This window comes from Neptuniibacter sp. QD48_11 (assembly GCF_047778095.1).
In the GTDB taxonomy this organism is placed as follows: domain Bacteria; phylum Pseudomonadota; class Gammaproteobacteria; order Pseudomonadales; family Balneatricaceae; genus Neptuniibacter.
Map to the genome: position 1 here is coordinate 1198891 of NZ_CP180551.1, position 24599 is coordinate 1223489.

The 24599-nt window shown below is 42.1% G+C and carries 22 protein-coding genes and 2 other RNA genes; 13 read left to right on the forward strand and 11 right to left on the reverse strand.

All coding sequences use genetic code 11. The features are described 5' to 3' along the window. Positions 1-14 precede the first annotated feature (14 nt). The 4 genes from ACMXYU_RS05420 to ACMXYU_RS05435 are packed head-to-tail and all read right to left on the reverse strand — an operon-like array spanning position 15 to position 3172. Positions 15-290: a YkgJ family cysteine cluster protein gene (locus ACMXYU_RS05420; protein WP_415900554.1), complete on the reverse strand. Its 276-nt coding sequence runs from the start codon at positions 288-290 to the stop codon at positions 15-17. Beyond that, a complete protein-coding gene (locus ACMXYU_RS05425; RefSeq protein ID WP_415900555.1) occupies positions 287-1726 on the reverse strand; it encodes a hypothetical protein in 1440 nt (479 codons plus the stop codon). The genes ACMXYU_RS05420 and ACMXYU_RS05425 overlap by 4 nt, the downstream gene beginning before the upstream one ends. Before the next feature lie 58 nt (positions 1727-1784). Next, entirely contained in the window at positions 1785-2780 is a 996-nt protein-coding gene (locus ACMXYU_RS05430; RefSeq protein ID WP_415900556.1) for a hypothetical protein, read from the reverse strand. 2 nt (positions 2781-2782) lie between these two features. Beyond that, the gene (locus ACMXYU_RS05435) at positions 2783-3172 is read right to left on the reverse strand and encodes a TerB family tellurite resistance protein (RefSeq protein ID WP_415900557.1); all 390 of its coding nucleotides are present in this window, start codon (positions 3170-3172) and stop codon (positions 2783-2785) included. A 531-nt stretch (positions 3173-3703) separates the two neighbouring features. Between ACMXYU_RS05435 and ACMXYU_RS05440 the strand changes: the two genes are divergently transcribed. The 8 genes from ACMXYU_RS05440 to ACMXYU_RS05475 all read left to right on the forward strand — a co-directional run bounded on the left by ACMXYU_RS05440 (position 3704) and on the right by ACMXYU_RS05475 (position 10930). Beyond that, positions 3704-5557: a hypothetical protein gene (locus ACMXYU_RS05440; protein WP_415900558.1), complete on the forward strand. Its 1854-nt coding sequence runs from the start codon at positions 3704-3706 to the stop codon at positions 5555-5557. 2 nt (positions 5558-5559) lie between these two features. Then, complete coding sequence (locus tag ACMXYU_RS05445; RefSeq protein WP_415900560.1) at positions 5560-6264, forward strand: flagellar motor protein MotB; 705 nt, start codon at positions 5560-5562, stop codon at positions 6262-6264. Then, positions 6264-7376, forward strand: a complete 1113-nt coding sequence (locus ACMXYU_RS05450) for an HNH endonuclease (protein ID WP_415900561.1) — start codon at positions 6264-6266, stop codon at positions 7374-7376. The genes ACMXYU_RS05445 and ACMXYU_RS05450 overlap by 1 nt, the downstream gene beginning before the upstream one ends. A gap of 111 nt (positions 7377-7487) precedes the next feature. Continuing rightward, positions 7488-8270: a hypothetical protein gene (locus ACMXYU_RS05455; protein ID WP_415900562.1), complete on the forward strand. Its 783-nt coding sequence runs from the start codon at positions 7488-7490 to the stop codon at positions 8268-8270. A gap of 67 nt (positions 8271-8337) precedes the next feature. Further along, positions 8338-8988 (forward strand): hypothetical protein, encoded by a 651-nt coding sequence (locus ACMXYU_RS05460; RefSeq protein WP_415900563.1) that lies wholly within the window; start codon positions 8338-8340, stop codon positions 8986-8988. A gap of 95 nt (positions 8989-9083) precedes the next feature. Next, positions 9084-9857, forward strand: a complete 774-nt coding sequence (locus ACMXYU_RS05465) for an HNH endonuclease (RefSeq protein WP_415900564.1) — start codon at positions 9084-9086, stop codon at positions 9855-9857. Between the two features lie 787 nt (positions 9858-10644). After that, positions 10645-10766, forward strand: a non-coding RNA gene (locus tag ACMXYU_RS05470) — RtT sRNA. Positions 10767-10808: 42 nt separating this feature from the next. Beyond that, positions 10809-10930: non-coding RNA, RtT sRNA (locus tag ACMXYU_RS05475), on the forward strand. A 53-nt stretch (positions 10931-10983) separates the two neighbouring features. Here ACMXYU_RS05475 and ACMXYU_RS05480 read toward each other — a convergent pair. The 4 genes from ACMXYU_RS05480 to ACMXYU_RS05495 all read right to left on the reverse strand — a co-directional run bounded on the left by ACMXYU_RS05480 (position 10984) and on the right by ACMXYU_RS05495 (position 12905). Beyond that, positions 10984-11430, reverse strand: coding sequence for a DUF4113 domain-containing protein (locus tag ACMXYU_RS05480; RefSeq protein ID WP_415901100.1), 447 nt, complete (start codon positions 11428-11430; stop codon positions 10984-10986). Then, positions 11351-12184 (reverse strand): Y-family DNA polymerase, encoded by an 834-nt coding sequence (locus ACMXYU_RS05485; protein ID WP_415900565.1) that lies wholly within the window; start codon positions 12182-12184, stop codon positions 11351-11353. Before ACMXYU_RS05485 ends, ACMXYU_RS05480 begins: the two co-directional genes overlap by 80 nt. A 1-nt stretch (position 12185) precedes the next feature. Beyond that, positions 12186-12593: a S24 family peptidase gene (locus tag ACMXYU_RS05490; RefSeq protein WP_415881766.1), complete on the reverse strand. Its 408-nt coding sequence runs from the start codon at positions 12591-12593 to the stop codon at positions 12186-12188. A gap of 159 nt (positions 12594-12752) precedes the next feature. Further along, entirely contained in the window at positions 12753-12905 is a 153-nt protein-coding gene (locus ACMXYU_RS05495; RefSeq protein WP_415885222.1) for a DUF2986 domain-containing protein, read from the reverse strand. A gap of 312 nt (positions 12906-13217) precedes the next feature. Between ACMXYU_RS05495 and ACMXYU_RS05500 the strand changes: the two genes are divergently transcribed. Together ACMXYU_RS05500 and ACMXYU_RS05505 are read left to right on the forward strand one after the other, a co-directional pair. Beyond that, positions 13218-13925: a DUF445 domain-containing protein gene (locus ACMXYU_RS05500; RefSeq protein ID WP_415900566.1), complete on the forward strand. Its 708-nt coding sequence runs from the start codon at positions 13218-13220 to the stop codon at positions 13923-13925. Positions 13926-14020: 95 nt separating this feature from the next. Further along, positions 14021-15454 (forward strand): aldehyde dehydrogenase family protein, encoded by a 1434-nt coding sequence (locus ACMXYU_RS05505; RefSeq protein WP_415900567.1) that lies wholly within the window; start codon positions 14021-14023, stop codon positions 15452-15454. A 34-nt stretch (positions 15455-15488) separates the two neighbouring features. Here ACMXYU_RS05505 and ACMXYU_RS05510 read toward each other — a convergent pair whose 3' ends face one another. Next, on the reverse strand, positions 15489-17078 hold the full coding sequence (locus tag ACMXYU_RS05510; RefSeq protein WP_415900568.1) for a diguanylate cyclase domain-containing protein: 1590 nt from the start codon (positions 17076-17078) through the stop codon (positions 15489-15491). Positions 17079-17213: 135 nt separating this feature from the next. On the opposite strand from ACMXYU_RS05510, the gene ACMXYU_RS05515 reads away from it, so the two are divergent. Further along, positions 17214-17894 (forward strand): SAM-dependent methyltransferase, encoded by a 681-nt coding sequence (locus ACMXYU_RS05515; RefSeq protein WP_415900570.1) that lies wholly within the window; start codon positions 17214-17216, stop codon positions 17892-17894. 63 nt (positions 17895-17957) lie between these two features. Here ACMXYU_RS05515 and pyrC read toward each other — a convergent pair whose 3' ends face one another. After that, positions 17958-18986, reverse strand: a complete 1029-nt coding sequence (gene pyrC, locus ACMXYU_RS05520) for a dihydroorotase (RefSeq protein WP_415900571.1) — start codon at positions 18984-18986, stop codon at positions 17958-17960. A gap of 246 nt (positions 18987-19232) precedes the next feature. On the opposite strand from pyrC, the gene ACMXYU_RS05525 reads away from it, so the two are divergent. Continuing rightward, positions 19233-21173, forward strand: coding sequence for a diguanylate cyclase domain-containing protein (locus tag ACMXYU_RS05525; protein ID WP_415900572.1), 1941 nt, complete (start codon positions 19233-19235; stop codon positions 21171-21173). A 42-nt stretch (positions 21174-21215) separates the two neighbouring features. Here the strand turns inward: ACMXYU_RS05525 and ACMXYU_RS05530 are convergent, their stop codons facing one another. Continuing rightward, positions 21216-21542, reverse strand: a complete 327-nt coding sequence (locus tag ACMXYU_RS05530) for a hypothetical protein (protein WP_415900574.1) — start codon at positions 21540-21542, stop codon at positions 21216-21218. 186 nt (positions 21543-21728) lie between these two features. On the opposite strand from ACMXYU_RS05530, the gene ACMXYU_RS05535 reads away from it, so the two are divergent. Then, on the forward strand, positions 21729-24545 hold the full coding sequence (locus tag ACMXYU_RS05535) for an EAL domain-containing protein (RefSeq protein ID WP_415900575.1): 2817 nt from the start codon (positions 21729-21731) through the stop codon (positions 24543-24545). The last annotated feature ends 54 nt before the right edge of the window (positions 24546-24599 follow it).

Genomic DNA, 24599 nt, shown 5'->3' on the forward strand with positions numbered 1-24599 from the left:
TTCATCGATGAATTCTAGGGTTGTTTATCTATGTTAGCTTTTAATTCTTTACAGGCATCGATATTAAGATTTACAAATTCAATCCAGCTGCATAGGTCAGCATAATTATTTTTGTATTGCCAAGCTACTCGACATATATTTGGCCTTTCATTAAAAATTGCGCAAAGGTTGGTTGTTGTGTCCAGATGTCTGCATGTGCCATCGCCACGGTCCAGTGAGGACGTTGCTTTGGAAAGGTTGACTTGTTTGCAGCATGCTCCACATTTGTCGCAGGGGAAGTGCTTACTCAAAATTCAAATGCCTCATTTGTTTGCATGAAATCATCGAATTCTTCGAAAGTCTTAAATTGAAGAGTTTTCCCAAATTGAAGATTTATCTTCTCTAACCCTGAAACAAACCCATTAGGGCTCCAATCTTCTAAGCTAGAATCGAGTTGCATAAATGCTATATGGAATTCTGTTTCTCTCTCATTGAAGTGTTTTTTTAGTTGGGCTTCAAAAGCAATACGTTGATTTCGTATTTGGGGAATAAGGCTGAGGCACATTTCTTCAATAGCTAATCGTCTAAGTTTAGCTTCCTTTACAATTTGACTCTCCCCTAAAGCAATAAGGCTGGATTGATGAAGCATGTGACCAACAAAGTATCCGATGCTAGCTCCAACCATTGCTCCTACAACGGGAATGGGGATAGCTACTTGCCCAAGGGCTCCATAATAGAAGGAGGCTGTGCTGGTGATCGCAGTATGACTTATTTCATCCAATAGTTTCTCTTCATCAATATCGCCTTTTATGAAGGATGCTATAGACTTACTTGCCGCGACGACTCCTGCTGCAATAGCTATCGGAGCATTAGAGCGCGTTAAAGCTTTAGATGCACTTTGACCTAAAAAGTGAGATGTGCCATGAGTTATTCCTTTGCTCATCGCTGTAACGGTATATCCGGTTGCATAGCCTTTAGCTGCATCAATTGTTATTGAGGATAGAGTCTCACCAATGCTTTTGGTTCCTTTATAAAAGTCGTAGCTGCTGGTTATTACCGAAGTCGAGCCACTAATGATTGCACCTAGTTGGCCAGCTTGTTGACCTGACTTGTGCATATCAGTAAGTGCGCTTTTTAGCTTTACTTGATCTGAGATTGTTTCTGCTATTTTTGCATCTGTTGCAGCTAGTGATTGTTCATAATTCGTACCAGTGGAGCTAACATTCTCGTGGCTGAGGCTTTTTTGTAGGTGTTCACGGGTTTTTTCGTAATCTGATGCTTTTAGGGTGCCTGCTTTTATGCGTTGATCTAATAGTTTTTCGATCATTTCATGCTGGTCGGCTGGTGCTAGTCTGGCCATTTCATCGTATTTTTCTTGTGATAATGCAAAAACGCTTCTGGCTGCACTATTACAAGATTTAGCTTGAACCTCTCGAACAGTTTTTTTTCCTCGGGTGATAATAATATCGACAGGATCGGTAGGAAGCCCCATGCTTGCTGTTGTGCGTGCAAACAGATCACTATCTTTTTTAAGTGCATCATAATTGAAGTTTAAAACTTCCATTTGCTCAAAAAGATGACCTTGTGCTTTATCAGGTGCGACGTTTTTCCACTTTTCAGCTAGTTTGACGAGTTCTTCGCTATCATTAAACAATGCGCGTGTACGTTCTGTGTGCCGAGAAGTTAGGTGGTCAGAAAGATGTGCGCCTGCGAGGCTCTTTAGGTCTTCTGATTTTTTTTTGTGCATGTATTCCTATCCTTTGGAATAGGTTCGGCTGATGGTTAACCAGCCGAACACATCTGAATCAAGCTTCAAGAGCTTTGCGGGCGCTTTTTAATGCTGAACGTGATTCCGAAGTGACTAAGCCATCTTCATCTAGTAGTGGTGCTTCCATAACGTTCTTGAGCGTTTTCGCCAATGCTGCGGTAATAAATACTCCTTTTTTATCAGCCGAGCTGTAGTTGGTATAGTCGATGTCGGATCCAACTAAATCCTGCAATGATTGTAGCATTGGAATAAAGCGTAGGTTCAGCTCAACTAAGACTTCGTTGATCTCTTTGAACCTTCGATTAATGCCTTTTGTAACAACTTTCGCTGACTTCATTTTTTCAGCTGCTAATTCTGCCTCGTATAGGTTGCTATATGCATCTTCTTTGGCTGCTTCTGCTTTTGAGGCTGCCATCATGCCCCCTGCAGCTAGGACTGGTCCCGCTACTATACCCCCTAGTACAGCCATACCGCCTGCCATACCCATGCCTCCGGCGGCAAGGGATCCTCCGCCTAGCCAGGCGAGTGTGGCGTTCGTCGCTGCGACACCTCCCAGGGAGCTTATAGCGGTACCTGTAGATGCAGTGCCTAACAAGCCGACGCCACCGTATGTTGCCAAGCCTGCAAGCCCTCCGCTACCAAGAGCAGCAATACCGCCGCCAACTACGTCTTTCATCGTCATGGCAGAGACTTCAACAGTTTGCATATCATCAGAAGTTACTGTTGTTAGGTTACTTGTTTCAAGTAATCCGCTGTCATCAAAGTCGATATTCTTTATTTTTGAAAAAGCATCTACAAATGGTAGTAACGTTTCTTTATAAATACAGAATTTAGTTTTACCTAGTTCATTAATTGATTTTTCTGCCTTTGCGCGTGCCTTTTGTAGCTTAGCTTCAGCATTATCGTAAATATCTTCTGCTTCTGAATTTACGGCCTCCGCTTCGTTGTAGTCTGCTTTAGCATCAAGCCCTTTTTTTACGCCGTAGCCGCCTGCAAGAACTGCTGCAGCCCCTAAAAGTAAAGGTAATGGCATGATCAGTCCTCCATGAATTTTTGAGCTTCTTTAGCCATGATGAATTGGCGCTCAACCCATAATTCCATGTCTTCTAGTAAAGTAGCTTCTAGCGAGAGTGCATTGGCAATCTCACGAATTAAGCCGCGCTCACTTTCATGGTACTCAGCATCGGCATAAGCAACGCCCAATAGCTCTAAAATTAATGAGGCTTGTGAAGCTCTTTGGGGGAAGGTGGTTGGTAAGTTGGGAAATTCGATACTGATGGGCTCAACATTGGGTGAGCACTGTGATTTGAGAGAAGCAAGAATCGCATATTCCTCTGGTGCGATCTCATCATCGGCTCTGACTATTAGTTCTGCTAATGCCAGCATGGCTGCTTGTTGTTCGGTATTTAGATTGCAGATAAACATCTTACGTCTCCATGTGATGTTTTTAATAATTCCTTAAAAAAGGAGTGGTTTATATCTATGTTTACATCAATATCGTGAAGTTGAGCACTTAGCAATTAGCATTAAATTACTTCATTAAATTGTTTGGGCGGCTTTTAAAATGACTTATGCCGAGCAATAGGTTTAATCTGGTTCGGTAAGTTATTTTTTTGAATTGGTTTGTGCCGTAGTATTAAACGATCGTTTATATAACTTCATGATTTGCAATGACTTTGTGTTTCTGGCAAATTTAGTTCTAGTTTGGATGCAGGCGAAGCTTTTTGATAGCGCTAGCAGTTTCTAAACACAATTATGCTTAAAGGATCATGGTTTGATTAGCTGTTCTTCATGGATGGAATATATCGCCCCTCGAAACATTCTTTTCATACGCTTATTGTTTGTACCCTACCTTTAAGACCCTCCTCATAGTTAGGATCAATACGGAATAATTCTGGGATGACAGAACTAGTCTTCTGTCACGGAAGTAGTAAATAACTTATTAAGGATATTTAAATGTTGGCTGAAATAATCGAATCGACGTTATTAAATAGCGGAGCTGAATTGCTTACCAATGTCTTTTTATGGGCATTGATTGTCTGCTTTTTTATTGCTGTGGTTATGAAGCGTAACAACAGTGCTCATTCTTTTACTCAGTATGCTCCAACACTTCTTACTACTTTGGGTATTTTAGGCACATTTGCTGGAATTATTTCGGGGTTATTAGGTTTCAATGTTGATGATATTGATGGAAGTATTAGCACATTGTTAGCAGGACTCAAGACAGCATTTACAACCAGTTTGGCCGGTATGGCACTTTCAATTTTGTATAAATTGATTGTTGCTACAGGTTGGATATCCCCAAAAATTGCTGAAGGGGTCGATGAAGATGAAGTTGGGGTAGCCGAACTATATGGCGTAATGAAGGACCAAGCAGAAGGTATTGAATCGCTGAGGAATGCTGTTGGCGGAGATAATGAAGCAAGCTTAGTAGGTCAGATGAAATTGTTGAGGTCTGATATTGGAGATCAGCATAAAAGTCTTGTGAAAACGGTTGAGCCATTAGCTCCGACCTTGAAAAGCATTAATGAGTATTCTGAAAAACAGCAGGCTGCATTCATAGAGTTCCAGGAAAGGTTGTGGATTAAGCTCCAAGACTTCGCAGATATGATGTCGAAGTCAGCGACTGAGCAGGTAATCAATGCTCTCAAGGACGTGATTTCAGATTTCAATAATAACTTGATTGAGCAATTTGGAGAAAACTTTAAACAGCTAAATGCTGCTGTTCTTGAATTGGTTCAATGGCAAGAGAATTACAAACAACAGTTGGCTCAAATGAGCGACCAATATCAACAAGGTGTCCAGGCAATAACTCACACAGAGTCTGCAGTAAGTCATATTAGCGAGGAATCGAAAGTGATTCCTGAAAGTATGAGAGAGCTGCAGGCGGTAATGGAAGTTAATCAGCATCAGCTTAAGGAGCTAGAACGACATCTTAATGCATTTAAAGATATCCGAGATCGTGCAGTTGAGGCTGTACCTGAAATTAGAGCTCAGATTGATGAGACTGTTAAAGGTATGAATGAAGTAGCGGCTTCAATAAATGACGGCATGACAAAAACAACTGAGACTCTAGTGACTGGACTAACTGACGCTGCAGAAGTCGTTTCGAATGAGGTTGCTTCTTCGGTTAAGTCTATGTCAGAAGGGGTTAGAACTGCTGCTGAAGAAGCTTCTAAAGGAATTTCTGAGGCTGGTAATAAAATGTCTGAAGCCGTTGTTAATAGCTCGGGCGAAATGCAAAAGGCCATTATTACTGGTAGTGAAGAATTTATTCAGAATAGCCAAAGAGTAAATGAATCCTTACAAGGAACTTCAGGCGTTATTGCAGACAATAGTGAAAAGTCTAAACAGATGTTCGATGATGCGCTGAGCGAGACTAACTCAGTGTTACGAAACTTAATTGCCGATCTTAAAGATGATAGTCAAAAGTTAACAGAGTCCTACAAAACCGCAAGCCAATCTTTGGTATCTGAAACTGAATCTATTCGGAACAGTTTCGAGCAAGGGTTGACCTCAATGCGCCAGCAATTGGGCGCAGAGCTACAAAAAATGGCTGAACAGCAAACTCAAGAGAGTCAGCGTGTGCTAGCAGGCATGAGTCAGCAAGCAGATAACGCTCTTAAAGATACAGGGGAGGCGGTTCAGAAACAGGTCAAAATGTTAGATGACGCCCTTAATCATGAACTTAATCGTGTTATGAACGAAATGGGGCGTGCACTGACAACAATCTCAGGTAAATTCACAAGTGATTATCAACAGCTTGTAACTGAGATGCACAAGGTTACTCGGATGCGTGAGGTTAGCTAAATATGAGCCGGCTTTTGGATTCGAAGGTAACTGAGCAAGAAGAGTCTCATTGGTTATCAGTCTCAGACTTGATGGCTGGGTTGATGATGGTGTTCTTATTTATTGCAATTGCCTTAATGCGGGAAGCGTTTATTGAGCGAGACAAGGTTAAAGAGGTAGCCGTTGCTTACCAAGAAAACCAAGTCGCAATATATGATGCTCTAATGGGGGAATTCCAGTCTGATCTACAGACTTGGGATGCAGTGATAGATCCGCACTCTTTGACATTTACTTTTCAATCCCCTGAGGTGTTGTTCGCAACAGGAAAGATTGATCTTAGTTCACGCTATAAAGAGCTATTGAGGGATTTTTTTCCTCGGTATCTAGATGTTCTTGGTAAGTTTGCTAATTCAATCAATGAAGTACGTATTGAAGGGCATACTAGTAGCGTCTGGAATAGTTATGTAAGTGATACGGAAGCATATTTTAGAAATATGGAGCTTTCACAGGGAAGGACTCGAAGTGTTCTTGCCTATGTCTATGATCTCCCTGAATCTGATGAACAAAGGCGATGGATAAAGAAACACTTTGCTGCGGTAGGCCTTTCTTCATCTCACCTGGTTATGAATACTGCAGGGCAAGAGGACTCTGTACGTTCAAGGCGAGTTACTTTTCGTGTTATCACTAATGCTGATATCCAGATGCGCCAGATTCTGGAGCTGAATTAATGAAGTTAACTACTGATTTATCGGGGCTCTGGGCTAATGTGGAGCGCATGGGGAAGTTTGAAGCCAATTTCAATCTCCAAGAAGATCATTCACCAGATTTTGAGCTAGATAAAGACCTTTCTAGTACTGCTGGCTTGGATATACAGCTAGAAGATCTAGAGCTTGAGAATGGTGTCCTCAGTGTTAAGGGCCGTCAGGTACTTCTATTTATTCCGGATCATATGCAGCGTATAGAAGATGTACTTTCTGGTAATAATCTAGGAAATCGTTTTCATGTAGCGGACTGTCAAACGCTTGCGGATATGAGAAAGAAAAAGCGTTTTAATCGTTACAAAGCTACCTATAACATTAGCGGCTTATTTAAAATTTATGGCACGTCTTCGATAAGTAATGAGAATGTAGAAGGTGAAGCCCAGCTTAAAGTATGTAAGCACTGTTTAGGTTATTTAAACTATAAGGGCTATCGCAAAGGTGGTGTCAAAAGCAAAATTTTTGGGGAGTTTGAAATATCAGAGTTTTTATCTGAATACAGCACCTTGTTTAGCTCTATGCCTGATCGCTCACAAGTTGTGGACAAAGGCGGTTACTCTGAGGATTGGGCTGAAGTCTCCACAAAGTACCGCGCGACTGTAAATTTCTGTTGTGAACAGTGCGGTGTGGATTTGAATTCTAATAAGCGCCTATTGCACACACACCATATCAGTGGGAATAAAAGAGAGAATCATTCAGATAATCTAAAAGCGCTTTGCATCGATTGCCATCGTAAGCAACCACATCATGACTATATGCGAGTTACACATGAAAATATGTTGTTTTTGAATGGGCTGAGAAGGGAACAGGGCTTATTTAAAATATCAAACTGGCATCAAGCAAGAAATATAGCTGATAAAGCTGTTGATGGTTTGCTGCGCTTCTATGAAAAGAGTGGTTATTCTCTACCTGAAATCAACTTTATTGTCGAAAATAATGAGCAATCAACGTTTCAGTTAGAGGTGGCATGGCCTTCTCTGAAAAAAGGCATTGCTATAAGCGCGGAAGACATAAAGGCTGGGCAGTTATATGGCTGGAATGTTTTATCAGTGGGTGAAGCTCTTAGCGAAATGAATCAATAATCGCGCCCTTCGTTTTTACAGCACTGATTGCGGATTTGGCATTTAAGTAACGCCTGAGGTGTACCTGAACCAAGCGTTACATGTCTATATCTCTCCCGACCTGAGTTAATGATGAGTAGTAAAGAAAACAGATCAATAAGTGTCACAGATACAATTTTACTAGTTACGAATGCAGGGGGGAGATGTAGCTTCAACTATGAAGGACAGTATTGTAATAAAGTGCTTTCTGATGGTCGTGTTAATCTGGGAGAGAGAGCGCACATAATTGGTGTTAATGGGCCTAGAGCAAACGAACCTATTGAATGTGATAAAAATGCATATGAAAATCTGATCTGGTTATGCCGTGACCACCACAAAATTATCGACCATACCTCGAATTTAAACCGCTACACGGTCAATGTCCTGAGAGAGATGAAAGCACGGCATGAGGCGAGGATAAGTACTGGCAGCTACCCATATTATGGTAGTGATCAAACGACACACGATTATAGTGTGTTGAGTTGTCTTTTTGAATTTATAGATATTCATACGCTGTATTCATGTGCTGCATCTTATCCTAGTATCCACTTAGATTTTTTTGATGTTAGCGAAATGTGTTTTCATTTCAGAGAAGGGAATCCCGATGCTTTGCCGCTGAAAGACCCAATACTTAGGCGTGCATTTATAAATTTTGAACACTCTCATTATTGTCTTGAAAATACACTACGCCTATTTAATACTGTTAGCGAAGACATGTATACCCACATCTATACATGGCCAAGAACAAGGCATGGTGAGAGTCTCGCTTACCGATATTTACTGGCTGTAGAAAGACTAATTGATCTTGTTGAAAGGAGATTTCCTCAAATACTTCACCAAGAAGTTTATAATCCATTTCCAGAAATTGATATGTAACAAACGCATGCATTTGACCTCCCCTGCGGCAAATGATGCGGGCGTTAGAAATATTTAGGGTTTAGAGATGTATATAGCTTTATTTGTTATAGCTCTGTTTCTTATTGGCTTCGTAAGCTATGCAATTAAGAAAAATAGGCAAGATAAACAAATTGAGTTTGCGACAGATTATCGTCAAAAGTTTCATGAGTATTTAGACTCTAAAGGTGAAGACAACGCTGCTTATGGTTGGTTAATTCACCGTTCAAATAAAATGCAAAGTCAAATGGGTTCACAGGGAGTAATGAGTAATTTTAGGCCGCCTTACGCGAACTATATGGTGAGTAATTATCCAATAATATTGAACATGATTCCTAGTTTAAATGAAGCCCATAAGGATTATTTATTGCGAGGTCAAGCGGAACAATATGCTCGTGCAGTTGATGAAGCCCTACTTCGACATCACGGCTTAGTAACTGACAGAAGTGATTATTTATTTACTAAGTTGCGCAACCCAATAGCTTGGTTTCAAGAGGGCGTGAGACAAGTAGTAGGCTCACCTGTATATGCCTTGGGTATGTTTGGAATAATCAGTTTGTCTACTGCTGGAGTTATTGTTTCTAGTGTTATTTTTAGAGTGTTGTCAGGTTTAGTGACCCTCATTGGTTTTGCCAGTGCTATTCTAACTTTGGTCATTGGTTGGGATGACTTTTTTGCTAAGTTGCAACTTTTTTTCTAATAAGGCCAAGCACAAATACGCAACAAGTTTCGCTGGACTCGCTAAAGCTCGCCTGTGTTGGCGGCGTTAGCCGCAGTCAGAAGTATGGAGATTTAATGAAGTATTATTATGCTTATCATGGACCGAAGAATAAAAATGACTTTGATTGGAAGTTCGGTTACGGGCTGACGAATAAGGGCAAGAGAGATAAGGTTGCGATAGGCTCTAAAGTAATTGTCATTCAAAAGCCTGCTAAAGCCATAAATTTTCGTCTTTGTGGAATCTTCAAAATCACAAAGCACTATGATGATCTTTCAAATTTATTCCCATATCGTTTTGAATTAGAAAATGTTTCAAATCTTTCAGAATTTATTATTTTAAACGATATTGAGTTAAGTAAAGAATTACCTGTCATTGCTGGTGGAAATAATAGCTGGAGCAATTTTCAGAAGCATTTTTGTGCTCAAGGTAATACTTTTCAGAAACACCTTGAACCTGAGGTTTCCGATATTTTGTTATCTCTTATTGATTTTCAAGAAGATACCTTAGAAAGTGTTGTTGATAACTTTGATATAAAAGTCATTAGATCTAAACAGTCCTCATCTCAAGACCGAATTAAACGCCTAAAATTGGCTAGAAAGAAGCCAATACAAAAAAAAGTTACAACTATTGTTTATGAGCGAAATTCTGATGTTGTCGCTGAGGTGCTTCATAGAGCTAATGGTAGTTGTGAAAAGTGTTATGTAGGTGCTCCATTTAATCGTAAGTCAGATGGAAGTCCATATCTAGAAGTTCACCATGAAGTGCCACTTGCTAAAGGTGGTGATGATACCGTTGAAAATGCAATTGCTCTTTGCCCAAACTGCCATCGGGAAGCACACTACGGCTAACAAGTTACTTAAAAGGACCCAAAACGCTTGGCTTGTGCTCTTTCGTCGCTAATTTTAGCCAAGTATTTATGCGCCCATAAGTAAGGCGCTAGAGCGAGTAAGCGAGTGCAGTTACCTGAAGACTTTATACATTCAGGCGAATGGCCTGCAGTTCTATATGTTCGCGCTAATATTGATGCTCAGCCTGCTGTATATGCTTTGTTGCATTAAGACGAGTTCGGTCGATTGCAGGGCCAAAGCCGTATTTTATATATCGGGCAAACAGGCCAGCTTGGGGGAGATTCGCAGAGCTGCCGTCTAAGGATATACAGATACCCTAATGCCAATCATGCTCGTGAGTTGAGGAGAAGATCCGCCTTGCTCACTGACGCAGGCATTAGTGTGGTTTTTAAGTGGAAATACGCCACTTCTTCCACCGGAGCTGAAGCAGAAGAAAGCAAGTTACTTCTTGAATACAAAACTGAACATGGTGAGCTTCCTCCCTTCAATTCAAAGAGCTGAGGAATGCTCTGATAAGCAGCTCAAGTAATGATGCGCTTTGCGCGCCGCTTAGCGTTAAATGGTATAAGAATGGTTAGAACGGCAAAGGGGTAAGTTGTTCGTTTAATTGTTATGCTCTGCAGATTATTTTGCTGATCTAACTTTTAAGTAACACTGTTTGTAACATTCTAGATTGTTGGTTTTTTTTATTGTATTTATAAAACAAGTAGTTATGATTTAAATTAGAATCCCTCCCTGACCGCCATCTATTAAAAACGAAAAAGCCTCGCTTAACCGCGGGGCTTTTTTGTATCTGAAGTTTGGAGGGATGAGAACCCGAGAAGAGGGTTTGAGCCGAGCGCAGCGAGACAACGTGGGAGCCTGCTACCACGGCCCCGAAGGGGTGAAATAATCCCTCCCTGACCGCGATCTATTAAAAACCAAAAAGCCTCGCTTAACTGCGGGGCTTTTTTGTATCTGAAGTTTGGAGGGATGACAACCCGAGAAGAGGGTTTGAGCCGAGCGCAGCGAGACAACGTGGGAGCCTGCGACCACGGCCTCGAAGGGGTGGAATAACCCCTCCCTGACCGTCATCTATTAAAAACGAAAAAGCTTCGCTTAACGCGGTGCTTTTTGTATCTGTTGTTTACGAACATTCAAACACAGGAATATCTTCTATCCGTGTCGTATACCTTGGAGATAACAGTTCCCGTTTCATTTTAAAGTTCTGTTGAATGCCTTGACGGGCTAGGTGGAGGGTGTCTCGACCGTATTTTGAATTGATTTGATCCAGGCACTTCATCAGTTCTGGCTGGTCAGCGGAAGGGGTAAATATATCTGGCTGATAGGGGGTTGCAGTAGATATTTCTAACAGGCCTATTCCGGCTTTGTAGTATCTGATTCCTGTTTGGTATATCTGCTCAGCCAGTTGGCTTGTTACTTTCACTATGACTGCAGTATCGCATGTGGGAGTAGCAAATTGGTGGAATGCAGAGCGTTTGAAAAATGATTCCTTATCGTGGATAGAGTTGTGTGCAAAAACAATGATATTGCTGGTAGCACTCTCTTGGGCCCTTAGTTTTTGCGCGGCGATGGTTGCGTGTGTAGCAAATCTGCTTTTTGGGTGAGCGAACATCGTCCCAGCTTATTCTTGTTAAACCATTGAGTTCTTCTGCTGTATTAGCGATTAAGATGGAGAAGTGCTTTTTCATCAACGCGGGTTTCGTTTGTGCTAGCTGCCAAGCCGTTTTGACGCCGAGAAGGTTGAGTCGCTCACCTATGCGTCGTCCGACTCCCCAAACATCCCTAATTTCCATCTGCTGCAGAATCTGCTTTCTGATTTGGTCGTTATCGATAACGGCAACACCGCTGAAGCCGGGTAGTTTTTTACTCGCGTGATTAGCAGCTTTTGCTAAGGTTGGGGTTGGGCCAAAGCCTACGCCTACGGGGAGCCTTACCTCCTTCCATACCTTCCTTCTGATTTTCATACTCAGCTCATACCAGCCTTCGGGTGGTATGTAGTGGTCAAAGCGTAAAAAGCATTCATCTATAGAGTAGATGTGTTGTTCTGGAGCAAAAGAGGCGCAGAGTTCCATCATGCGTGAAGATATATCAGCATAAAGCTCATAGTTACTGGATCGGGCAACTACGCCTGCTCTGTCTAGTTGGTCTTTGATTTTGAAATAGGGACCAAATTTGGGAATGCCCATCTTTTTAGCAATAGGGCAGGTTGCGACAATGCAGCCGTCATTATTACTAAGGACAACAACTGGGCGCTTTCGAATTGTAGGGTCAAATATTTTCTCGCATGAAGCGTACATTCCGGAAGTATCGATCAGGGCGTACATCTTAATTGAGCCCCTTCTTTAATGGGCGAAATAATCGAATAGAACGTGTAACCACACCCTCGATAGAAAATTCATCCTGTTCGGATAGTTGGTAGGGTTTATGGCCGGGAGCAGAAGAAAGAAGTTTTCTCTCTTTGATGCTCGCGATTTTGCAGACGAAGTTGCCATTTAGCGTGGCAACAATTACATCGCCTTCCTTCACCGTTTCGGCTCGTGAAACGACAAGAAGGTCATTTGGGAATATTCCAACACCACGCATAGAGCCACCTTCAACAAAGCCTAGGTAGGTTGCATGAGGGTGATCAATGAGTAGCTGATCGAGTGACAGTGCTAGCTCGGTATATTCCGCTGCAGGTGATTCAAAACCACTGATACCGGCGCTGGAGTAGATAGGAATAAAGCGCAACATAATAAGTACTGTTTATATATACAGTACTTATATTATCAGTAGAGATTTAAAGGTGCCAGTTTAAGTTTGTGTTGTGATGGAGGTGGCTGTGTGAGCCTGGGTAAGAGTTTCCGCCGTTACCGTTGGCATGTATTTAAAGAGAGCTTCTAGCGTCAAAGTTTAAACCTCTGAAGGAGTCTCCGAGGTTTCTTCAAGCTTTGCTCTATCTGCTTTAGATATGTAGCGCGGTTTGTTATTTTTTGGCGCTAATTTAGCCTTGGCCTGTTTTAGTCGCTTGGTGTGGATCTGCTTAATTTTTTTCTTGCGGTTCATGTTGTAGCTCGGCTATTTAAAAATCACAGTGATTATAACTGAAAATGGCTTCGATAATGTCAGGGAGCTTGAAAAGGTCTAGACATGTCACTGCGCCGGCTTTCGCGTATCTGGTCGTTTTATAACCCACTGAGAAAGCATAAGACTTATTCGTAGTTTCCCTAGTGCTACGCATAATGATGTAGCAATTTGAGATCTCACTCTTAATGTAAAACTGACATCATGCTATAAGTGATCTAAGGTTTTAGAGCTTTAAAACCGCCCCTTAGCCCTATATGATCGCCAAAAAAATATTTCTTGAGATGAATACCGATGAATAAAAGCCTTCTAACGAATCTGCTTGCCTTTACTGCATTTGCGGCGGGTCTGATTACAGATGATCGTGTGTTATTGACCGTTGGCTTGTTTGCTCTATCTGGTGCGCTAACCAATTGGTTAGCTGTACATATGTTGTTTGAGAAAGTTCCAGGGCTGTATGGCTCAGGAGTGATCCCTGCACGTTTCCAAGATTTTAAGCGCGGCATCAAAACCTTAATGATGGAGCAATTTTTTACTGAAGAGAATATTGAGCGTTTTCTAAGTGCTGATAATGGTAAACAGCCTGATCTACATTTAGCGCCAGTAATTGAAAAAGTCGATTTTGCTCCGACTTTTGATTCGCTTATCGAGGTTATCCAAAACTCTCCATTTGGGGGTATGCTAGCCATGGTGGGTGGCACCGATGCGCTTGAGCCTTTAAGAGAGCCTTTTGTGGAAAAGATGAAAAGCTCAATTGAAGAGATGACACGTGATGAAAATTTTATCACTCTATTAAAAGACGAGCTTGAAAGCCCTGATGTTATGGCTGAGATGCAAGAAAAGGTTGAAGTCATTGTTCAGCAGCGATTAGATGAACTGACACCTAGTTTGGTCAAAGAGATTGTACAGCAGATGATTCGCGAACATTTAGGTTGGCTGGTTGTCTGGGGTGGTGTCTTTGGTGGTTTGATCGGTTTTATCGCAGCGATTATCGGTGTGTAATGCTTCTATGAGAAAAGCCGCAAACGCGGCTTTTTTTGTGCCTGCTTCGGCATGAATGGTCTATGTTTGAGAGACGATAGAAAGGATAGAGAGATATGAATGATTTAAAAAAATTCTATATTAATGGTGAATGGATTAAGTCATCAGGCAATGACGTCTTGGATGTTTTTAATCCGGCGACCAATGAGGTTGTCTCTCAAATTAGCCTTGGTAATAATGATGATGTCGATCTCGCTGTTGACGCAGCTGTTGCTGCCTTTGCATCTTTCTCGCAAACCTCCAAAGAAGAGAGAGTCGCGCTTTTACAGCGTATTATTACTGAATATGAAAAGCGTGCCGAAGCACTTGTCGAGGCGACTACTGAAGAGATGGGCGCGCCATTGGGTTTATCGCGCCAAGCTCAAGTGCCGGCTGGGTTAGGGCATTTTAAGGCGGCTTTAAGTCTGCTTAAAAAGCATGATTTCACTGAGGTTATTGGCTCGACCCGTATCGTTAAAGAACCGATTGGTGTTTGCGGTCTTATTACGCCTTGGAATTGGCCGTTAAATCAAATCACCTGTAAAGTTGCGCCAGCTATTGCTGCAGGTTGTGCGGTTGTACTAAAACCTAGTGAGATCGCTCCGCGCACAGCGCACATATTTGCAGACATTATGCATGCAGCTGGTGTTCCTTCGGGCGTTTTCAATTTAATCGATGGTACAGGGGCAGCTGTAGGTGCTGCGCTGAGTGCTCACCCTAAGATCGATATGATCTCATTTACGGGGTCTACAGAAGCAGGCAAGCAAGTCTCTATTGCTGCAGCTGCAAACTTAAAAAAGGTCTCTTTAGAGTTGGGCGGAAAGTCCGCAGCCATTGTTCTGGACGATGCTGATTTCTCTAAAGTTATTTCTCGTTGTGTGAGAGCGGTGATGGGTAACTCGGGCCAGTCTTGTAATGCTCAAACACGCTTATTAGTCCCTGAATCACGTTTGAAAGAAACCATTGAGATCGCCAAAAAAACAGCGGATTTAATTGTTGTAGGTGATCCTCAATCAGAAGAAACAGTGATGGGGCCGGTGGTATCAGAATTGCAATGGCAACGCGTACAAGCTCTGATTCAAAAGGGCATGGATGAAGGCGCTGAACTCGTTGCTGGTGGTATTGGTTTACCTGAAGGTTGTTCATTAGGCTGTTATGTAAAGCCGACGGTATTCGCAGGTGTTACGCCTGATATGACCATTGCTCAAGAAGAGATATTTGGGCCGGTGGTTAGCATCATGACTTATCGCTCTGAAGAAGAGGCGGTAGCAATCGCTAATGACAGTATTTATGGCCTTTCCGGTGGTGTCTACTCAAGTGATTTGGAACGAGCAAAATCAATAGCCGCTCAGATGAGAACCGGTATGGTTCATCTCAATGGTGCGCCGGTTGATATCAAAGCGCCATTTGGTGGTTATAAACAATCGGGCAACGGTCGAGAGTGGGGGCTGTACGGAATCGAAGAGTTTATGGAAACGAAGGCTATCTTAGGGGATCTATCCGTTTCGTAATTGGATTGTTGAGAGCCTTCTTGGTAACACATATTTACACTGAGCTACAAACGATGCAGTTCTTGCCAGCTTTCTTAGCATTGTACATAGCGATGTCTGCATCGTGGATAATTTGGTCTAGATCATGTGTATCGGGCTTGGATTGAGCTAGACCAATACTCGCTTGAATACTGACTTTATATTCGCCAAATGCAAAGGGATTGCGTGTGTAGGTTAATAGCTGTTCTGCAGTCTCCTTTGCACTCTCTGTATTGTCAGTATCCAGAAGTACGATAAATTCATCGCCTCCATAGCGGGCGATGTTGTCGTTTTCACCCAAATTTGATCGTAGCCTTTCTCCGAACGCTTTGAGTAAACGGTCGCCCATTTGATGGCCGTATTGGTCATTGATCGGTTTAAACCCATCCAAGTCTATAAAGAGCAGGGTGAATGGCTCATTTCGATGAATGCGTTTTTGCGCATCTGCGCGGATAGCAATACGATTCGGTAGACCTGTGACTAAATCGTGGGATGCTAAGTGGCGAGCTTGTTTTTCTGCTTTGTGTAATTCTTCTGTACGTTCAATTACTCGCTTTTCTAACTCCTTTTGGCCGCGGTCTACTTCCTCAGCCATAGTATTGAAGCTAGTCACTAAGGTGTCTATCTCGATACTGGTTAACGAGTCATCTTTTTTGAATGGGAGAGGGTATTGGTGATGCGAAAGGTCCTTTGTCATCTTGATCAGTCGTTTAACTGGTTTCACAACAATGCCTGAGATCCACCAACTTAATAGCGCAACGATGATAAAACAGAGAGCGGCTATTAAGTGGGTCACCTGTTTTAAATCTTTAAGTTTTGATTCCAACTCCGATGTTGGTTGTGGAATCATTACTCCCCAACCTGTGGTTGGTACGGTCGCAAAACCAGCGATCATGTCGGCATTCATCGCAGGAGAATAAAATTGTGCTACTCCAGACTCTCCTCGCATCATTTGCTTGATGATGCTGATTTTGGCTATGTTCTTTCCTGCTTGTTCCCAGGACGGGTTAGGGTGAGCGATCACGGAGCCAAATTGATCAACTATTGCTGCATGCCCTTTATCGCCAAAGCTAATAGATTTCTGAATGTTGTAAAGGTAGTTTGGGTTAATAGCCGCAATCCAGATATTAGATTTGGGGCCTACAGACGTAAGATAGATGGTAGGTGGAGCGTTTTCTGAGATGAAAATTTTAGAGAATTGAATCTCTGGTTTTATCTCTGCTGGTATCATTTCTATTTCAGATAATGATGGCGGTACTAAAACTGCTTGACCGTAGTATCTTTCGATTAGGTCTCCTGAAGAATCATATTGTGCAAAAGCGAGTATGTTGAGCTGTTCCATCAAAGAGATCTGTTCTGGATGGAAGTGAAGGTTTTGCGCGAGTTGAGCACTTGTGTCATACACCGCTTTTACATCGAGGGCATAACGATCTAGTGCAGCGGTTGTGTTGTGCGCAAGTAAAAGATGCTTTTCATGAACAGCAGCAAACTCTTTCTCTAGTGCATTTTGAATCGTCCAATAGGAAAATAGGGCGATAGGAACTACGGAAACGCACAGCATAGCCGTCAATAGGATGAATCTTAGGGGGAATCTTAACGGTTTCATAAATGCGTTTACCTGCGGACGCTTTTACTACAACAAACACTACTATAGATAGTTGTTGATTTTTCGCTAAAAGACAATGGTAAAATCTATTTTTTTGTTTGAAAAAATAGATTTTTATATCGGGAAATATAGAGTTTGAGTCTTTCACCTCGTTTGAATTCAATATTGGAAATGATTAATGGTCAATATGACCATATTTGGGATTGTTGCTGTGACCATGGTTATTTAGGTCAGGCTATTTTGCAGGCAAAGCCTGAGGCTCAAGTACACTTTTTGGATGTAGTGGAATCCATTACCAACAAACTTGAAAAGCATTTAGCTGGTAGCGATTATTCAACTGAACGCTGGCAAGTTCATTGTGAAGATCTTCAAAAGCTCCGTTTGGCCCTTCCCGAAACTGCTACGAATATTCAGCATCGTCATCTACTTATTATTGCCGGTGTAGGTGGTGACCTGACGCTAGATATGGTTCAGGCCGTCTTGCAACATAATCCTAATTGCGACATCGACTTTCTTATCTGTCCAGTACGACAACTTCATAAAGTACGTAGTGGTGTAAAGGCATTAGGTTTGGGGTTGGTTAACGAGAAGATTGTTAAAGATGGAGGACGCTATTATGAAGCGATCCATCTATCTACGTTAAGTGATGTTGAGATTCCTGCAGTTGGCGGATTTATGTGGGATCTAGCGAAAGACGATCATCAACAGTACTTAAGACAGAATATCAGCCATTATCAGCGTATGCAGGCTCAAGGGAATGAAAGTGTGCGAAAAATTCTAGCTGAATATATGAGCTTACAAGAGCTATCAGCTTGACGATTATCTTAGGGAGCTAAGATAGGCCCCCTAAGATATATAACCTGTTGATCGAATGTCAGGTTATTTTACTTTCCACGCAATTTGCTCGCCTGCGCGAATAGGAACCACATTATCTTCACCAAGTGGGTAAGTTGCTGGTACATCCCAGCTTTCTTTAACCAAAGTGATGGTATCTGTATTGCGCGGTAGACCGTAGAAGTCTGGGCCATTCAAACTTGCGAACGCTTCTAGCTTATCAAGCGCGTTAGCTGCTTCAAATGTTTCAGCGTACAGTTCAATCGCAGCGTGAGCCGTGTAGGAACCTGCACAACCACATGCAGCTTCTTTGGCGTGCTTCATGTGAGGCGCTGAATCTGTTCCTAAGAAGAACTTTTTACTGCCAGAAGTCGCTGCTTTAATCAGTGCATCTTGGTGAATGTTACGCTTAAGAATTGGCAAGCAGTAATAATGCGGGCGGATACCGCCAGCCAACATGTGGTTACGGTTGTAAAGTAGGTGGTGAGCTGTAATGGTAGCAGCAACGTTATCCCCAGCCGACTCAACGAACTCGGCAGCATCTTTAGTTGTGATGTGCTCAAGTACGATTTTTAAGTTAGGGAAGTCATTTACCACATCTTTCAAAATCGTTTCGATAAAGATTTTTTCACGATCGAAGATATCAATATCGCCATCGGTTACTTCGCCGTGAATCAATAGCAGCATGCCTGCTTCTTCCATTGCTTCAAGAACAGGATAAATATTCTTAACGGAAGTTACACCTGAATCGGAATTTGTAGTAGCACCAGCAGGGTATAGTTTGGCTGCGTAAACCTTGCCTGTATCCTTCGCTTTCTTGATGTCAGCAGGGTCAGTGTTATCTGTTAGATATAACACCATCAAAGGATCGAAGTTGCCTTGTGGTTTTTGATCCATAATGCGTTGGCGGTAGCTTAGCGCCTCTTCTGTATTCGTTACAGGTGGAACTAGGTTCGGCATGATGATTGCGCGACCCATATAGCGGCTCACATCACGGACAGTGTCTTTAAGCTGAACACCATCACGTAGGTGAATATGCCAATCATCAGGGCGTGTAATCGTAAGAGAAGTCATTTGGGCAGCACCACTTATCTATCAGGTTAAAACTTATCTTTTAATTATCCCACGGATTGCTTTGAAAAGCTTATGAACAAATCGATTTTTTAATCTGTGTGATGAAAGTTAACCCTTGTTGAATAAAGCATCAAAAAAATAAGGGTTTTTAAGTACTAGAGAGTAATATTACGTTCATTTAGATTGTATTAATATTGAGCGGATTTTCGTTCTAATTACTATAAAAAATGCGTTAAACAGTTGGCTATGAAGTACAAAACCAAAATAATTTTGGCCGTGATAATTCTCGGTCTAGTCTTTCTTGCTGCGTTGTCCGCACTGACTTTAAATCTTCTAAGAACTACTGCTGCATCAGAAGTAGAACAGCGGGTTCAAATAGTTAACACATTTTTAGGCATTACTCTTTTGCCCGAATTAAATACAGATCACCGAGATGGATTAGGGGTTAAAGTAAACGAGTTAATGCAAACTCGTTCGTTGGCGTATTTACAAATTTATGATCAGAACGGGTCGTCAATCATCTCTATAGGTGGGCACAATATGCCTCATACACATGGTCTCGCTGTGTTATGGGGGGATGGTGGAGATATGATTAACCAGCAGTTGTTACTGCGTGGTGCAAATGGATCATCTTATGAAATTCACTATGGTTTGCCGGCGGAGCAAACTAATTTTCTTGTTCAAGGAGCAAGCTATCAAGTATTAGGTTTAGCGCTGTTTGAAATTTTGCTAATGGTTATTGGAGCACATTTAGCGCTTAGGGTGATATCCAAGCAGTTGTCTCATCTAAGAGAGGCAAGTAGTCATATTGCAGCTGGTAATTTTAACTATCGTGTTTCTGAAGAGTCTTGTGGTGAGCTTATTGAAACCGCTCAAGCTTTTAACATTATGGGGGCGCGTCTCGAGAAGTATGAAAAGGATAAAACCAGCGAAAACTTGCACCTGAAAGAACTATCGCAGGCAGTAGAGCAGAGTCCAGTTGCAGTCGTGATGACTGACAGCGATGGGGTTATTACATACGCCAACCCATGTTTTTATCAAACCTCAGGTTACAGTGAGGATGAAGTAATTGGGAAAAACCCAAGGCTACTTCAGTCTGGAGAGACAGAGAAAGAAGATTATATTGACCTTTGGCAAACCATTACGAGTGGTCAAACTTGGAAAGGGGAGCTGTGTAACCGCCGTAAAGATGGCAGTGTTTATTGGGATAAAACTTCTATCTCTCCAGTTAGCTCTGAAAATGGAGAGGTGACTCACTATATCTCTGTGAAGGAAGATGTAACTGCATATAAGCAGATCGAAGAACGGATGCGTGTTGCCACTACGGTATTTGATGCTGCTTCAGAAGCAATAATGGTTACCGATCTAAATGGGGCTATCACGATGGTGAATCCGGCTTTCTATGAGATTACAGGTTACCAATCGAAAGAGGTGCTAGGGCAAAGTCCTCGAGTACTCAATTCAGGTCATCATGATGAGTCTTTTTACAAATCGATGTTTGAAGAGCTACAAAAAAATAATCGCTGGGAGGGGGAGATCTGGAACCGACGAAAATCCGGTGAGGTCTATCCGCAGTGGCAGACTATTGCAATGGTGCGAGATGAAGATGGCGAACCCTTAGAATATATCGCCCTCTTCACGGATATTAGTAAACGTAAAGAGAAAGAAGACGAAATACGCTTCAGGGCTAATTATGATGCTCTAACCCGTTTACCAAATCGTAGCTTATTTAACGAGAGGTTAACCCAGGCTTTGGTTCAGGCTAAAAGGGAAGGAGCGATCCTAGCGCTTTTATATCTCGATTTGGATGGCTTTAAAGAGATTAATGACACCCATGGCCATTTAGCTGGTGATAAAGCGTTACAGCATATTTCACAGCGTCTGACCGAGTGTATTAGGGAATCTGATTGTGTAGCTCGCTTAGGTGGCGATGAATTTGTGATCTTCTTGTCCGGGCTAGAATTTAAATACGATGCTGAAGTTGTGGCTAAAAAGATTATTGATTCTGTACAGCAACCGTTTGCGTACAACGGTGTAAATTTGAAGATGGGTGTGAGTATTGGTATCTCCATCTACCCAGATGACCACTTGCCAGAGAAACTATTTGAGCATGCTGATTCAGCGATGTACGAAGCCAAGCGTGCGGGCAAAAATACATTCCGCTATTTCAGCATTGATTTTGATTAGGTTTTATTTGTGCAGCTGCGGATTCATTCACAGCTGAAGAGGTTATTCGTCTATCCAAACTGTTCTTACGGGTTCGCCGAAGTCATCATAGATGATTTTCTTACGTGGTTTTCCGCGTTTAGTTTTAGCTGCGGTGGCGGTTTTGCTTTTTCGGCGGGCATCGATCGTGGCTAAAAGGCCGTGAACGGGTGTGCGTTCTTGCGGCTTAGTGCGTTCAAAGTTGGATTTATGATGGGTATAGCGCCCATCTACTAGTCCTGATTCGCCCATTTCGACTTGTTTGATTTCCCCGCCTTTTTCCAGAAAACGCGATACCTCAGCATTTAGCTGATCGCGTAACTCCGCTTTGCTCGGGCTTTTCTTAAACATAGTCTTGACCATGGCCTAGGAATTGTATGATTTTAAACCTAAATAGGGGTGCTTGCGAGGATAGTTTTAGCTTATCCTTATTTATAATTATCAATTATCTTGTAAATTAGGCTGTACTTCGCTAGCTGGCTTATATCCAGTGAGCTATGTTAAGCCGGTAAGTATTTAGATATTTAAAGCTTTCTTATGCGACTATCTTTACCGTTACGCTTTTCTATACCGGTTATTATTGTGCTTGTTACAGCACTGATAATTCCTAGCTGTCTTTTCTTTGTTGCTCCTATTATTGAGAAACAGCATCAGACCCTGCTGGAAAACGAAGCTCAAAATGTTACTAAACGCCTTAAAAGCACGCTGAATTATCTTATAGAAAGGGGGGATTCTGCAGGTGTAAACCGTGAGTTCCGTCAAAATCTAAAGTCAGATCAGTTAAGCAAAATTTTGGTTGTGGATTCTGCAAACCAAATTCGCTTTTCGTCTCATAATGAAGATCTAGGTAAAACCGTCAGTCGGCGTGTAGACGTCCATTTAGATCTCAATACCATTATTCAAGTTCGAGATAGGCAGATGTTGCAGTATGCTTATTTTGAAAAAGAGAATGTGCTTTATTCGTTGATTCCGATTGATCTTCCTGTATTTGGTAAGCCAGAACAAGAGCTAGAACAGGGGGTGATGATTCTTGCGCTAAGTGACAAAGAGGTGAATGAAGCAATCAGAAAACAGCTTGCTGTATTAGTTACGGCACTGTCTATCGCTATGCTATTCCTTGCCCTGATTTTGATGTTCGTCATCAATCGACTGGTAACTTCACGTGTACAGATGCTGGTTTTAGCGAGTAGATCTTTTTCACGAGGTCAGATAACCGCTTTTGATGATCAAGCTGGGAGTGATGAGTTAGGAATGCTGGGAACTGCATTCAGTCAGATGGCAAAGCAGATCTCTTCTATACACGCTCAACTAGAAGCTAACGTTGATTTGCTGGACGAATTGCTAGAGAACTCGCCATCGATGATCGTGATACGGGATGTCGAAGGTCAATATCTAAGAGCAAACCCCGCTTATCTAAAATTTGCAGGTTTAGCTTCGGTGGATGAGCTAAAAGGTGATGTGGCTGAAAAGGAAATTCCTGCTGACGTGATCCATGCCTCTCGAGAGGGGGATGCACAAGTCGTTCAATCGAAGCAGCATTACAGCTGGGAGTTAACTTACGAGTGTAGGGGGCAATTTAAGTCTCTTTACAGTGAGTGTTTTCCTCTTTTTGACGATGATGGTCAGTTATATGCGGTGTGCACGATTACTACCGATATGAGTGATAGAGCGGAAAAAGATAAAGCCCTGCGTCTAGCTCAATATATTTTTGAAACCACTAATGACGGCATTATCGTTACGGATAAATACAACAGAATTGTAGAAGCAAACTCTGCATTTGAGAGGGTTACTGGCTACAGTAAGGACGAAGTGATTGGCCAAGCTCCAAATATCCTCAACTCTCACAAACAGCCTACTTCGTTTTATGAAGCAATGTGGAGAGAGCTGGAGGAGAAAGGTTTATGGTCTGGTGAGATCTGGAACCGAAAGAAAGATGGTCAGATCTATCCTGAGTGGCTCACCGTTAAAGCAATTAAAGATGAGCAAGAGAGTGTTACCGGTTACTTTGGTGTATTTACGGATATTTCGGAGCAAAAGAAAACCGAGGCTTCTCTGCGCAACCTTGCTTACTATGATTCCTTGACCAATCTCGCGAATCGGACTTTCTGTAAAGAACGCTTAGCTCATGACATGGAGTTGTCCAATAGGCATAAAGAGTCTTTAGCCTTAGTGTTCATCGACTTGGATTTCTTTAAGCATGTGAATGATTCTTTAGGTCATGAATATGGCGATCAATTGCTAGTTGAAGCAGCGAATCGCATTAAAGAAAAGGTACGTAGCTCAGATACAGTGGTTCGTTGGGGCGGGGATGAATTTATTCTGATTCTGCCAGGGATTTTTCAAGCCAATATGGCCTTGGTTATAGCGAATAATGTCTTGGAGGAGCTTAAACGCCCGTTCAGGTTAAAAAATAGCGATGTATTTATTGGGGCAAGTATCGGCATTGCCATGTACCCCCATGATGCTGATAGTGCTGAAACTTTGATACAACATGCAGATGCAGCCATGTACAGCGCTAAGAACCGAGGACGTGACCAAGTATGTTTCTTCGATTCGGAGCTTAACCGCAAAAATCTGCAACAGATTCAGATGAAGTCTGACATTCGTGCTGCCATTGATGCAGAATCCTTCGAAATATATTACCAAGCTAAAGTATGCCTTACCTCAAGAAAAGTGATCGGCTTGGAAGCGTTGCTTCGTTGGACTGATTTTGATGGCAATAGTATTTCCCCCGCAGAATTTATTCCTGTGGCTGAAAATAGCGGATTGATCCTACCTCTGGGTAATTGGGTTTTTGCGACAGTTTTTAAACAAGTTGACCAGTGGATGAAACAGGGATTGTTGAAAGAGGGAGAGCGAGTCTCTATCAACCTATCACCACGTCAGCTAGCAAGTCCTGATTTGGTGACTGAATTAAGTAAACAGTTAGACCAATATCCTCTAATTGAAGGATATTTGAGTGTAGAAATTACCGAAACAGCGGTCATTGAGAATATAGATCGAGTTTTACCTGTTCTTGAGGCTATTCGAGCTAAAGGGGTTGCGATTGAATTAGATGACTTTGGAAGCGGATATTCGTCTCTAAACTATCTACGTCGTTTACCTGTTGATGTGTTGAAAGTCGATAAAGCATTCACTGCCGAATTGGGCAGCAACAAGTCTGAAAAAGCGATCATGGCGACGATCATTTCAATGGCGCATACATTAGGTATGAAAGTGGTTGCTGAGGGCGTTGAAACTGATGAGCAGCTAGCGATTTTAACTGAATTGAAGTGCGATACGGCTCAGGGTTTCTATTTCTCTAAACCAGTTCCAATTACAGAGACAGAAGCGATCTTAGAAACAGGTTTGTGACGGGAAGTGCATAAGGTTTCACTGGTACAAGTCGCTCGCAACAGGTAGCATAGA